At 69.7% G+C, this 12313-nt stretch carries 14 protein-coding genes; 10 read left to right on the top strand and 4 right to left on the bottom strand.

Features of this window, described 5'->3' with window-relative positions; all coding sequences use genetic code 11:
- Positions 1-77 precede the first annotated feature (77 nt).
- Positions 78-170, bottom strand: a complete 93-nt coding sequence (locus ROP_RS45200) for an Ms4527A family Cys-rich leader peptide (protein WP_368681498.1) — start codon at positions 168-170, stop codon at positions 78-80.
- Between the two features lie 137 nt (positions 171-307).
- Here ROP_RS45200 and hemW point away from each other — a divergent pair, with 137 nt between their 5' ends.
- Positions 308-1516, top strand: a complete 1209-nt coding sequence (gene hemW, locus ROP_RS04745) for a radical SAM family heme chaperone HemW (protein ID WP_012688204.1) — start codon at positions 308-310, stop codon at positions 1514-1516.
- Between the two features lie 12 nt (positions 1517-1528).
- Here hemW and ROP_RS04740 read toward each other — a convergent pair whose 3' ends face one another.
- Positions 1529-1846, bottom strand: coding sequence for a type II toxin-antitoxin system VapB family antitoxin (locus ROP_RS04740; RefSeq protein ID WP_005261240.1), 318 nt, complete (start codon positions 1844-1846; stop codon positions 1529-1531).
- Positions 1847-2055: 209 nt separating this feature from the next.
- Between ROP_RS04740 and hrcA the strand changes: the two genes are divergently transcribed.
- From hrcA to era, 9 genes are all read left to right on the top strand, one after another.
- Positions 2056-3099 (top strand): heat-inducible transcriptional repressor HrcA, encoded by a 1044-nt coding sequence (gene hrcA, locus ROP_RS04735; protein WP_012688203.1) that lies wholly within the window; start codon positions 2056-2058, stop codon positions 3097-3099.
- 87 nt (positions 3100-3186) lie between these two features.
- Entirely contained in the window at positions 3187-4338 is a 1152-nt protein-coding gene (dnaJ, locus tag ROP_RS04730; protein WP_012688202.1) for a molecular chaperone DnaJ, read from the top strand.
- A 2-nt stretch (positions 4339-4340) separates the two neighbouring features.
- Positions 4341-5102, top strand: a complete 762-nt coding sequence (locus ROP_RS04725; protein WP_012688201.1) for a 16S rRNA (uracil(1498)-N(3))-methyltransferase — start codon at positions 4341-4343, stop codon at positions 5100-5102.
- Between the two features lie 6 nt (positions 5103-5108).
- On the top strand, positions 5109-5870 hold the full coding sequence (locus ROP_RS04720) for an alpha/beta hydrolase family protein (protein WP_012688200.1): 762 nt from the start codon (positions 5109-5111) through the stop codon (positions 5868-5870).
- A 183-nt stretch (positions 5871-6053) separates the two neighbouring features.
- Positions 6054-7127, top strand: coding sequence for a PhoH family protein (locus ROP_RS04715; protein ID WP_012688199.1), 1074 nt, complete (start codon positions 6054-6056; stop codon positions 7125-7127).
- Between the two features lie 36 nt (positions 7128-7163).
- Complete coding sequence (gene ybeY, locus ROP_RS04710; protein WP_012688198.1) at positions 7164-7706, top strand: rRNA maturation RNase YbeY; 543 nt, start codon at positions 7164-7166, stop codon at positions 7704-7706.
- 21 nt (positions 7707-7727) lie between these two features.
- A complete protein-coding gene (locus tag ROP_RS04705; protein WP_012688197.1) occupies positions 7728-9047 on the top strand; it encodes a hemolysin family protein in 1320 nt (439 codons plus the stop codon).
- The gene (locus ROP_RS04700) at positions 9040-9372 is read left to right on the top strand and encodes a hypothetical protein (RefSeq protein WP_012688196.1); all 333 of its coding nucleotides are present in this window, start codon (positions 9040-9042) and stop codon (positions 9370-9372) included. The genes ROP_RS04705 and ROP_RS04700 overlap by 8 nt, the downstream gene beginning before the upstream one ends.
- Entirely contained in the window at positions 9365-10282 is a 918-nt protein-coding gene (era, locus tag ROP_RS04695) for a GTPase Era (protein ID WP_012688195.1), read from the top strand. The genes ROP_RS04700 and era overlap by 8 nt, the downstream gene beginning before the upstream one ends.
- Here era and ROP_RS04690 read toward each other — a convergent pair.
- Together ROP_RS04690 and ROP_RS04685 are read right to left on the bottom strand one after the other, a co-directional pair.
- Positions 10279-10836 (bottom strand): TetR/AcrR family transcriptional regulator, encoded by a 558-nt coding sequence (locus ROP_RS04690; protein WP_012688194.1) that lies wholly within the window; start codon positions 10834-10836, stop codon positions 10279-10281. The genes era and ROP_RS04690 overlap by 4 nt on opposite strands.
- 3 nt (positions 10837-10839) lie before the next feature.
- Positions 10840-12285 (bottom strand): amidase, encoded by a 1446-nt coding sequence (locus ROP_RS04685; protein WP_012688193.1) that lies wholly within the window; start codon positions 12283-12285, stop codon positions 10840-10842.
- Positions 12286-12313 lie beyond the last annotated feature (28 nt).

Below are 12313 nucleotides of genomic sequence, written 5' to 3'. Positions count from 1 at the left end.
GGAGGGCTGATCCTCGCTCGGGGCATTCGAATCCGGCCGGAAGTCGAGAAGAATGATGAACGGGCTGACAGGCTGAATTACTGCGCGATACAGGGCAGACAACAACAGCTGCAGACACGCTTGAGATCGACGTGACGACGCGCCACAAGTCGCACTCCGGGTCCGGTCATGGGGACCATTGTGCCACGTCAGATCGCTCACGCAGAGCCGGGCACCGATTTCCACCATTTTTGCGGGAAATATCACGACGAGGGGCGGCGACGGTCGGGTGGGGAGGTCGGGGCGAGAAGCCTGGGACACTGGTGGGGTGAACGGAACGAGCACTGCTACCACGGGTCGCGACGAGGCGGCGGCGTTCGCGCTGCCCGGACGGGCGCTGGCGGGCGTGGGGAGCCGGCCGTTCGGGATCTACGTGCACGTGCCGTTCTGTGCCACACGCTGCGGATATTGCGATTTCAACACGTACATGGCCGGTGAGCTGGGGACGTCGGCGTCGCCGCAGTCGTGGATGGAGGGGTTGCGCCGCGAACTCGACCTGGCCGCGCAGATGACGGGCGCCCCGGCTGTCGACACGGTCTTCGTCGGCGGCGGCACGCCGTCCCTGCTCGGCGGCGACGGCCTGGCGGACGTCCTCGGCGCGGTCCGGTCGAGTTTCGGGCTCTCGGACGGCGCCGAGGTGACCACGGAATCGAACCCGGAGTCCACGTCGCCGGAGTTCTTCGAGCGGTTGCTCGCGGGCGGATTCACGCGGATCTCGCTGGGCATGCAGTCGGCGGCGCAGCACGTGCTGAAGGTGCTCGACCGCACCCACACGCCGGGGCGCGCGGTCGCGGCCGCTCTGGAGGCGCGGGCGGCCGGATTCGGGCACGTCAATCTCGACCTCATCTACGGCACGCCGGGGGAGCGGGACGAGGACCTCGACCTCTCGCTGGACGCGGTGCTCTCCGCGGGCGTGGATCACGTGTCCGCGTACGCGCTGATCGTCGAGGACGGCACCGCGCTGGCGCGGAAGGTGCGCCGCGGTGAATTGCCCGCGCCCGACGACGACGTGCTCGCGTCGCGGTACGAGCGGATCGACGCCAGGCTCGCCGAGGCGGGCCTGACCTGGTACGAGGTGTCGAACTGGGCGCGCGAAGGCGCGGCGTGCCGGCACAACCTGGGCTACTGGGACGGCGGGGACTGGTGGGGCGCCGGGCCGGGCGCGCACAGCCACGTCGGCGGGGTGCGCTGGTGGAACGTCAAGCATCCGGCGCGCTACGCGGACCAGCTGGCGGCGGGAAGCCTGCCGGTCGGCGGCAGCGAGCAGCTGACGGGGGAGGACGTCCACGTCGAGCGGGTGATGTTGACGGCGCGGCTGCGCACGGGACTTCCCGTGGCGGAACTCGACGACGTGGAGAAGAGCGCGGCCGAGGCGGTGATCGCCGACGGACTGCTGGTGCGGGCGGGGGAACACCTGGTGCTGACCGAACGCGGACGGCTCCTCGCCGACGCCGTGGTCCGGTCGGTGCTGCGCTGACGTGCGGCCGGCTCAGGCCGTGACGATGCCGGGCATCTCGTCGTAGTCGAACACGCGGGCGTGCAGCACGACGCGGTTCCTCAGCGCCGAGCGCACCGCCCGGTGCAATCCGTCCTCGAGGTACAGCACCCCGTGCCACTGCACCGCGTGCGGGAACAGGTCGCCGTAGAACGTCGAGTCCTCCGACAGCAGCCGGTCGAGTTCGAGAACCTTGGTCGTGGTGACGATCTCGTCGAGCCGCACCTGCCGCGGCGGGATCTTGGACCAGTCGCGCAGCGACAACCCGTGGTCCGGGTACGGCTTGCCGTCCATGACACCCTTGAAAATCATCGCCTCGCCATCCGCCCCTGGTCGTTGCCACTGCTCGTCTCCGCCCACCACAGTAAGGCCTGAGCCGGTATCGGTGACGCGGCGATTAGACTGGACCGAGCCGAGACGCACGCGCATCTGCGCGTAGCTCAGGGGATGCGACGGCCGACCCGAACGAAGGTTCGGTGACGCCGTTGCTCGCGACGATCGAGAACTGGAGGTGGACGGCGATGTCGAGCACGGACGACAGACGGTTCGAGGTTCTCCGCGCGATCGTCGCCGACTACGTCTCGACCCAGGAGCCGGTGGGATCGAAGGCGCTGGTCGAGCGGCACAATCTGGGTGTGTCCAGTGCGACGGTGCGCAACGACATGGCGTTCCTCGAGAGCGAGGGCTACATCGCCCAGCCGCACACGAGTTCCGGTCGCGTCCCCACCGACAAGGGCTACCGGCAGTTCGTCGACCGCATCGCCGACGTGAAGCCGCTGTCGACGGCGGAGCGCCGCGCGATCCTCGATTTCCTCGAGTCCGGGGTCGACCTGGACGACGTTCTCCGGCGCGGTGTGCGCCTGCTCGCGCAACTCACACGCCAGGTCGCGGTTGTGCAATATCCCACATTGTCGGCGTCGTCGGTCCGGCACCTCGAGGTGGTCGCGCTGACCCCCGCCCGTCTGCTGCTGGTGCTCATCACCGATTCGGGCCGAGTGGATCAGCGCATCGTCGAACTCGGCGACGTCCTCGACGACGAGGACCTGGCGCGGCTGCGCGGATTGCTCGGCGGCGCCCTCGACGGCAAACGGCTGGCGGCGGCGTCCATCGCCGTGTCGGAGCTGGCCGACGAGGCCCCCGAAGACCTGCGCGACGCCGTGGTCCGTTCGGCCACCGTGCTGGTGGAAACGCTCGTCGAGCATCCCGAGGAGCGACTGGTCCTCGGCGGCACCGCGAACCTGACCCGCAACGCGGCCGACTTCACGGGGATCAGCGGATTCCCCGGTTCGCTGCGCGCGGTCCTCGAGGCGCTCGAGGAGCAGGTGGTGGTGCTCAAGCTGCTGGCCGCCACCCAGGACGCAGGCACGGTGACGGTGCGGATCGGCGAGGAAACCCAGGTGGAGCAGATGCGCGGCACCTCCGTCATCTCGACCGGCTACGGTGCGGCGGGCACCGTGCTCGGCGGAATGGGCGTGCTCGGACCTACCCGGATGGACTATCCGGGAACAATCGCGTCGGTGGCAGCCGTTGCGAGATACATCGGCCAGGTGCTCGCCGAGCGGTGACGGCCGGCCCGGCGACAGCGCCGCACGCAGGCGGCGCACACGGACCAGTGGCGAGATAACGAAGCAGAGAAGGACGAGAGACTCAACGTGGCACGGGATTACTACGCAACGCTCGGCGTCGATCAGAAGGCGACCGACCAGGAGCTCAAGCGCGCGTACCGCAAGCTGGCGAGGGAACTGCATCCCGACGTGAACCCCGACGAGGCGGCGCAGGCCCGGTTCCGGGACATCTCGACGGCCTACGAGGTGCTGTCGGATCCGGAGAAGCGGCGGATCGTCGACCTCGGCGGCGACCCTCTCTCCTCGGGCGGCGGCGGAGGCGGTGCCGGCTTCGGCGGCAATTTCGGTGGCGGCCTCGGCGACGTGTTCGAAGCGTTCTTCGGCGGCGGAGGCGGTGCGGGCCGCGGGCCGCGCGGCCGCGTCCAGCCGGGCGCCGATTCGCTTCTGCGCACCAAGCTGACGTTGGCGGAGTGTGCGACCGGCGTCAGCAAGCACGTCACCGTCGAGACGGCGATCCTCTGCGACAGCTGCACCGGTTCGGGCACCAACGGCGACTCCAAGCCGGTGCGTTGTGAGACGTGCGGCGGCGCGGGCGAGGTCCAGTCGGTGCAGCGGTCGTTCCTCGGTCAGGTCATGACCTCGCGGCCGTGTCCCACCTGCCGCGGCGCGGGCGAGACGATCCCCGACCCGTGCCACAAGTGCGGCGGCGACGGCCGGGTGCGCGCCCGGCGCGACATCACGGTGAAGGTGCCCGCCGGCGTCGCGGGCGGCATGCGGATCCGTCTCGCCGCGCAGGGCGAGGTCGGCCCCGGCGGCGGACCCGCGGGCGATCTGTACGTCGAGGTGGTCGAGCAGGCGCACGAGGTGTTCGTGCGCGACGGCGAAGACCTGCACTGCACGATCCGGGTTCCGATGATCGACGCCGCCCTCGGCACCACCGTGACGGTCGACACGATCATCGACGGGCCCAAGGAGATCACCATCGAGCCGGGAACCCAGCCGGGATCGGTGACGGTCCTGCGCGGGCACGGCATGCCGAAGCTGCGGTCCGGTATCCGCGGCGACGTGCACGCGCACCTCGAGGTCGTGGTTCCCTCGCGCCTCGACCACAAGGAGACGAAGCTTCTCCGCGAACTCAAGGACCTGCGCGACCGCGACGTCGCCGAGGTCGTCTCCACGCAGTCCCAGCACAGCGGCGGATTGTTCTCGCGCCTGCGCGAAGCGTTCAGCGGTCGCTGACCGTGGCGGCGACGGTCTTCTTCCTCGACCCGCTGCCCGAGGTGGGGAGCACCGCCGTCCTGGACGGCCCGGAGGGCAGGCATGCCGCGACGGTGCGCCGGATCGGTGTGGGAGAGCGGATCGTGCTGGCCGACGGACGGGGCGGTCTCGCCGACACCGAGGTGACGGCCGCCGGGAAGGACCGGCTCGAGCTGACCGTCCACGATCGCAGGCAGGTGTCGGCGCCGTCGCCGAGTGTCACTGTGGTGCAAGCGCTTCCGAAGGCGGAGCGATCCGAGTTGGCGGTCGAGCTGGCCACCGAGGCCGGGGTCGACGCCATCGTGCCGTGGCAGTCCTCGCGGTGCGTGGCGCGGTGGGAGGGCCCGAAGGTCGCGAAGGGTGTCGCGCGCTGGCGTAGCGCCGCACTCGCCGCCGCCAAACAGTCCCGGCGGGCGATCGTGCCCGCGGTGTCGGAACTGCACCGCACCGCCGGGATGCTCGCCGTCGTCCGCGAGGTGATCGGACGCGGCGGAGTCGTCGCCGTGCTGCACGAGGCCGCGACGCAGGGCCTCGCCGAGCTGCCGCTCCGGTCGGCCGCCGAGATCGTGCTCGTCGTCGGTCCCGAGGGCGGCATCTCCGAGGACGAGATCACCGCGCTGACCGAGGCCGGCGCCGTGCCGGTGCTGCTCGGTCCGCACGTCCTGCGGACCTCGACCGCTGCGGCGGTTGCGCTGGGCGCCATCGGTGTCCTCACCGACCGCTGGGGCGCGGCCCCGCTAGCCTGACTGTCCGTGGACCGCATTCGCATCGCCTACGGCACCGAACCGCAGCAGTTCGGGCACTTCTACCCGCCCGAGGATCCGGGTCCGGGCCCGGTGGCGGTGGTGATGGTCGTCCACGGCGGTTTCTGGAGCGGGAAATACCACCTGAACCTGGGCACGAGTTTCGCGGTCGACCTGGCGCGCCACGGTGTCGCCGTCTGGAACGTCGAATACCGCAGGCTCGGTGCGGGCGGCCGCTGGGACGAGATGTCGGCCGACGTCCTCGCCGCGCTCGACGCGATCGCCGGCCCGGTCGCCGAGCGGTCGCCCGTCCCGTTCGACCTGTCGAAGGTCCGGGTGGCCGGGCACTCCGCCGGCGGGCAACTCGCGGTGTGGCTCGCCGGCGCGAAGCAGACGGCGGTCCGGCCGGAGCGGGTCGTGTCCCAGGCCGGCGCCCTCGACCTGGCCTCGGCGGGGGAACGCGGCCGGCGGATCGGGTACATCGAGGATCTCCTCGGTGTGCCGTTCGACGAAGACCCGGATCGGTACCGCGCCGCGTCCCCACTGCACCGCGTCCCCGTCGGGGTTCCGGTGGTCTGCATCCACGGCACGGAGGACGCACAGGTCCCGGCGAAGGTGAGCGTCCGGTACAGCGAGGCCGCGGAGGCCGCCGGGGATCCGGTGGCGCTGCATCTCGTCGAGGGCGAAGACCACTACGCCTTCCTCAACCCCGAAACGGAGTGCTGGAAGATCTCGCGGGACGCGCTACTGTCCGACGACGGCGAGGTCTGAACTGCGGTCGCCACGAACCCGCCCTCGTGGCAGGCACGGGGGTTGCCCGCGAATCCGGAGGATTCGGATCGGTGACGGCGTCGCGTAATCGGGTGGGCGCTGTGACCTGCGAGCGATAGACTTCCTTCATCGCGACGACCGTCGTGACCGACCAGGAACCGGGAAGAAGGCCATATCCCTCACGTGAGCGAACAAGACCAGAACGGCGAGACGTTCGGCGCCACGCGTCCGGCGGAACGCACCGTGCGTTCGAGTATCGATCTTCCACCCGAAACGGTCCCGCCTCTCCTCGGTTCTTCCGACGAGAATCTGCGCGCTCTCGAACGGGTTCTGGACGCAGACATCCATGTACGCGGCAACGCGGTCACGTTGACGGGACGCCCCGGCGACGTCGCGCTCGCCGAGCGGGTCATCGCGGAACTGGGCGCCATCGTCGGACGCGGGCAGCCGCTGACTCCCGACGCGGTCCGCCGCACCGTGGGCATGCTGACGCAGGGCCTGAGCGAATCGCCGGCCGAGGTTCTCACCCTCGACATCCTGTCGCGGCGCGGCAAGACGATCCGGCCGAAGACGCTCAACCAGAAGCGGTACGTCGACGCGATCGACGCCAACACCATCGTGTTCGGCATCGGCCCTGCCGGTACCGGCAAGACCTACCTCGCGATGGCGAAGGCGGTGCAGGCCCTGCAGACCAAGCAGGTGTCGCGGATCATCCTCACCCGCCCCGCGGTCGAGGCGGGCGAGCGTCTCGGGTTCCTGCCGGGCACGCTGCACGAGAAGATCGATCCGTACCTGCGGCCGCTGCACGACGCCCTGCACGACATGATGGACCCCGAGGCCATCCCGAAGCTGATGCAGTCGGGTGTCATCGAGGTGGCGCCGCTCGCGTACATGCGTGGTCGCACACTCAACGACGCGTTCATCATCCTCGACGAGGCGCAGAACACCACCGCCGAGCAGATGAAGATGTTCCTCACCCGCCTCGGCTTCGGTTCCAAGGTCGTCGTCACCGGCGACGTCACGCAGGTGGACCTTCCGGGCGGCGCCCGGTCCGGGCTCCGCGCGGCCACCGAGATCCTCGGTGACATCGACGACATCTATTTCGCCGAACTCAACAGCAGCGACGTGGTCCGGCACCGCCTGGTGTCCGACATCGTCGACGCGTACGAGCGTTTCGAGGCGGACCGGGACGGCAAGGTCGAGCTCGGGAACCGCGCACAGCGGAGAGCGGCGCACTCGCGTTCTCCACGGCGGTAGGGTGAGTGTCGCCGGAACCAGGAGGAAGCGACACACATGAGCATCGAAGTCTCGAACGAATCGGGCATGGACGTCTCCGAAGAGGAGCTGATCAGCGTTGCCCGCTTCGTGATCGCGAGGATGGACGTGCACCCCGCGGCCGAGTTGTCGATGGTCCTCGTGGACTCGGCCACCATGGCCGACCTCCACATGCGGTGGATGGACCTGCCCGGCCCCACCGACGTGATGTCGTTCCCGATGGACGAGCTCGAGCCCGGCGGCCGCCCGGATTCACCCGAGCCGGGACCGTCGATGCTCGGGGACATCGTGCTGTGTCCGTCCTTCGCCGCCGACCAGGCCGAGAAGGCCGGTCATCCGCTCGCCCACGAACTCGCTCTGCTCACCGTGCACGGTGTGCTGCACCTCCTCGGCTACGACCACGCCGAACCGGAGGAGGAGAAGGAGATGTTCGGCCTGCAGAACCAGTTGCTCGACGACTGGTACGAGGATCTGCGCAGGGCCGAACGCGACGCCGCGCTCGCTGCCCGGGACCAGAAGCTGCTCGGCAAGGCCGGCTTCTTCGACGCCCCGGATCAGTAACCGCCACGTGAAGGGTCTTCTGTGACTAGCGCCATCGCGCTGATCGTCCTCGCGATCGTCCTCGTCCCTCTCGGCGGTGTCTTCGCCGCCGTCGATTCCGCACTCAACACGATCTCGTCCGCGCGCATCGAGGAGATGGCGAAGGAGGATCGCCCCGGCGCCACGCGGGTGCTCCGCATCCTGTCGGATCGGCCCCGGTACGTGAATCTCATGGTGCTGCTGCGCATCCTGTGCGAGATCACGGCGACGGTCGTGCTCGTGGGCGGGTTGTCCGATCTCCTCGAACCCGTGTGGGCGCTGACGTTCACCGCCGTCATCATGGTGCTCGTCGACTACGTGGTGATCGGGGTCGGCCCGCGGACGCTCGGCCGCCAGCACGCCTACACGATCGCGTTGATCACGTCGTTTCCCCTGCAGGTCATCGGAACCCTGCTGGGTCCGATCAGCCGCCTGCTCATCCTGATCGGCAACGCGATCACTCCGGGCAAGGGATTCCGCAACGGGCCCTTCGCCTCCGAGATCGAACTGCGCGAACTCGTCGACATGGCGCAGGAACGCGGCGTGGTGGCCGACGAGGAACGCCGGATGATCCAGTCCGTCTTCGAACTCGGCGACACCTCCGCCCGCGAGGTGATGGTGCCGCGCACCGAGATGGTGTGGATCGAGAGCGACAAGAGCGCCGGACAGGCGACGTCGCTGGCCGTCCGCAGCGGACATTCGCGGATCCCGGTGATCGGGGAGAACGTCGACGACGTCCTCGGGGTGGTCTACCTCAAGGACCTCGTGCAGCAGACGTATCACTCCCGCGACGGCGGACGCAGTGTCCTCGTCGGCGACGTGATGCGGCCCGCCGTGTTCGTGCCCGATTCCAAACCCCTCGACAGCCTGCTCGCCGAGATGCAGCGTGACCGCAACCACATGGCGGTGCTGGTCGACGAATACGGCGGCATCGCAGGCCTCGTCACCATCGAGGACGTCATCGAGGAGATCGTCGGGGAGATCGCCGACGAGTACGACCAGGACGAGACCCCGCCGGTCGAGGACCTCGGCGACGGCATGTACCGCGTGTCCGCGCGGCTGCCGATCGAGGATCTCGGTGACCTGTTCGGCATCGAGGTGGAGAACGACGAGGTCGAGACAGTCGGCGGTCTCATCGGATACGAACTCGGCAGGGTGCCGCTCCCGGGCTCCGAGGTCGTCTCGCACGGCCTCGTCCTCCGCGGTGAGGGTTCGCCCGACGTGCGCGGGCGGGTGCGGATCAGCACCGTCTTCGTGCAACGCGCACCGATCGACGAGGACGACGACGTCAGCGACCGTGAACGGGAGGGGGACGATGACTGAACCGGACGCCGAGGACGCGAAACTGATCGTGCTCGCGCGAGGAGCATTCGGCCGCACCGGAAGTGGACAGGGCGCCGCCGTCCGCGATCTCGACGGCCGAACCTACTCGGCGGGCGCGGTGGCGTTGACGTCGCTGTCGCTGACGGCGCTGCAGGCCGCGGTCGCGGCGGCGGTGTCGAGCGGTGCCGAGGGTTTCGAGGCGGCCGCCGTGATCGGCGGGAGCCCGGACGACCCGGGCATCGCCGCGCTACACGAAGTCAGTGCGCAGGCGGCCGTCGTCTTCGCGCGAACCGATGGATCCGTGATCGAGGAGCAACATGAGTAAACCCGAATTCCGTTCCGGATTCGTCTGTTTCGTCGGACGTCCCAACACGGGCAAGTCCACGCTGACCAACGCGCTGGTGGGCAGCAAGATCGCGATCACGTCCTCGCGCCCGCAAACCACCCGGCACACCATCCGTGGCATCGTGCACCGCGACCACGCGCAGCTGATCCTCGTCGACACCCCGGGGCTGCACCGCCCCCGGACGCTGCTCGGTCAGCGCCTCAACGACCTCGTGCGCGACACCTACTCCGAGGTCGACGTGATCTGCCTGTGCATCCCGGCGGACGAGAAGATCGGCCCCGGCGACCGGTGGATCGTGCAGCAGGTCCGGCAGATCGCGCCGAAGACCACGCTCGTCGGCATCGTCACGAAGATCGACAAGGTCAGCAAGGACATGGTCGGGCAGCAGTTGCTGGCAGTCTCGCAGCTCCTCGGCCCGGAGACGGACGTCGTGCCGGTGTCCGCCGCGTCCGGCGAGCAGGTGGAGGTGCTGGTCGACGTCCTCGCGTCGAAGATGGAGGAGGGGCCGGCGTTCTACCCGGACGGCGAACTCACCGACGAACCCGAAGAGACGCTGATGGCCGAACTCATCCGCGAGGCCGCACTCGAGGGGCTCGGCGACGAACTGCCGCACTCGCTGGCCGTGGTCATCGAGGAGATCATCCCCCGCGAGGGACGTACCGAGAAGCAGGGCGAACTGCTCGACGTGCACGCGCTGCTGTACGTCGAGCGGCCGTCGCAGAAGGGCATCGTGATCGGCAAGGGCGGCGCCCGCCTCCGCGAGGTGGGCACCAAGGCGCGGCTGCAGATCGAGAAACTGCTCGGCACCAAGATCTTCCTCGAACTGCACGTGAAGGTCGCCAAGGACTGGCAGCGCGACCCGAAACAGCTGGGCCGGCTGGGCTTCTAGGCGGCCTTCAGCAGCAGGAGCACCGACGCCGCGAAGTCGTGCTCGCCGTCGCTTCCGGTGGCGAGCCTGCGCAGCTGCAGGCCGGCGATGGTCGCCACGACGGTGGGGGCGACCGACACCGCATCGGGGACACCGAGCGCGGTGAGGATCGTCACCGTCAATTCGTCGTACGCGGCGAAACATTCGGCGGCGGCCTGGCGGAGTTCGTGATCGCGGCCCGCCTGGATGTACAGCTCGAACGGGGCGATCCGTTCGGCGGAGAATGCCAGATCCTTCGCGACCTTCTCGGTCAGTGCGGCGACGTCCTCGAAGCTCAGCCCCTTGTCGCGGTATCCCTCCGCCAGCTCCGACAGCCGTTGCGTCTCCTCCGTCACGAATCCCGACAGCGCGGCGCGCAGCAGGTCCGTCTGCGTGGGGAAGTGGTACGTGATGGAGCCGAGCGACACCCCGGCCTGCGCCGCGATCCGCCGATTGGTCACGCCGGGAATGCCTTCCGTGCCGACGATGTGCAGTGCCGCCGCGAGAATGCGGTCACGGACGTCCGTCGAAGCCATCGGTCACCACCATTTCCCGGGACGTTCGAGGTCCCACCGGAGCACCGACTCGAGCTGGGCCGCAACCGAGACCAGGAGCGGCTCCGCGTTGTCGTGCCCCATCAGCTGGGCGCCGATCGGCAGGTGCCCGGACGTGAACCCGGCCGGGACGTTCACGCTGGGCCAGCCCAGCACGTTCCACGGCCACGCGTACGGGCAGACCGCGGTGATCACCTTGTCCGTGGCCCACGAACCGATGCCGTCGATCGCCTCGACCCTCGGCGGGGGAGTGGCGGTGGTCGGGGCGAGGACGAGGTCGTACTCGTCGAAGATCGCACCGACGCGTCGCCGCATTCTCGGCTCGGCCGCCCGGGCGGCGCGCAGCGGGGCCCCGCGCAGCAACCGACCGGTCCGGGCGTTGCCCTTGGTGCGCGGGTCGACGAGGGACGGATCGGGGACCTTCCGCATCCAGTCGTCGATGCCGACCATCGACCGGGGGAGGAAGCCGAGCCCGAACATGATTCCGTAGTCGGGGTCGTCCACTACGACGCGGTGCCCGAGCCTGCGCAGCGCCTCGGCGATCCGCGCGACGCCCTGACGCACCTCGGGGTGCAGCGTCGTGGGGGTGGCGGTGAACGGGATCCGCAGGGACAGCGCGATGCGCAGGCGCCCGGGGTCTCGGCCGACGGCGTCGCTGACGGTGACTGCCGCCGGTGTGTGGATGTCGCCCTCGTGAGGTCCCGCCGCGACGTCGAGGAGCAGGGCCGCGTCCGCGACCGTCCGGGCCAGCGGGCCGTTGACGGTGAGACCGTAGAACGCCTCGGCGGCAGGCCAGGTGGAGATGCGGCCGCGTTGCGGTTTGATTCCGACGAGGTGGGTCCACGCGGCGGGGATGCGGATGGAACCGGCGCCGTCGGAACCGATTGCGGCGGCGACGAGGCCGGCGGACACGGCCGCCGCGGCGCCCCCGGACGACCCGCCGGGGGTGCGGTCGCCGTTCCACGGATTGCGGGTGTGGCCGAAGGCGGGTCCGCCCGTGAGCGGCCACTGCCCCAGTTCGGGACTGTTCGTCTTACCGACGACGACGGCACCGGCGGCGCGCAGTCGCCGCACCACCTCGGAGTCCCGCGCCGCAGGCGGGAAGTCGCCCGGGCAGCCGAACGCGGTGGGCTCCCCGGCCACGTCGACGTCGTCCTTGACGGCGATCGGGACTCCGAGAAGCGGGAGGCGTTCACCGGCGGCGATCCGGCGGTCGGCCTCGGCGGCCTCGGCCAGTGCCTTGTTCCTGCGGACCACCTTGAACGCGTTGAGCCTCGACTGGCTCGCGTCGATGCGGTCGAGGGCGGCCCGGGTGGCCGCGACCGACGTGGTGTCGCCGGCGACCAGGGCTTTCACCTGTTCGACGAGTCCCGGTGACCGGTCGCCTTCCTCGTCGCCCCGCGGCTCGCTGCCCAGTTGTCCCGTGCTCATCTCGCCCCTCCCCGTGACTGTTCGTTCG

The organism is Rhodococcus opacus B4 (assembly GCF_000010805.1).
GTDB classification, from domain to species: domain Bacteria; phylum Actinomycetota; class Actinomycetes; order Mycobacteriales; family Mycobacteriaceae; genus Rhodococcus_F; species Rhodococcus_F opacus_C.
This window is presented reverse-complemented; position numbering and strand designations above follow the sequence as displayed.

Coding starts and splice junctions, on each gene's coding strand:
- ROP_RS45200 (WP_368681498.1), bottom strand. CDS start 170: ATGACCGGACCCGGAGTGCGACTTGTGGCGCGTCGTCACGTCGATCTC.
- ROP_RS04740 (WP_005261240.1), bottom strand. CDS start 1,846: ATGATTTTCAAGGGTGTCATGGACGGCAAGCCGTACCCGGACCACGGG.
- hrcA (WP_012688203.1), top strand. CDS start 2,056: ATGTCGAGCACGGACGACAGACGGTTCGAGGTTCTCCGCGCGATCGTC.
- ybeY (WP_012688198.1), top strand. CDS start 7,164: ATGAGCATCGAAGTCTCGAACGAATCGGGCATGGACGTCTCCGAAGAG.
- ROP_RS04700 (WP_012688196.1), top strand. CDS start 9,040: ATGACTGAACCGGACGCCGAGGACGCGAAACTGATCGTGCTCGCGCGA.
- era (WP_012688195.1), top strand. CDS start 9,365: ATGAGTAAACCCGAATTCCGTTCCGGATTCGTCTGTTTCGTCGGACGT.
- ROP_RS04690 (WP_012688194.1), bottom strand. CDS start 10,836: ATGGCTTCGACGGACGTCCGTGACCGCATTCTCGCGGCGGCACTGCAC.
- ROP_RS04685 (WP_012688193.1), bottom strand. CDS start 12,285: ATGAGCACGGGACAACTGGGCAGCGAGCCGCGGGGCGACGAGGAAGGC.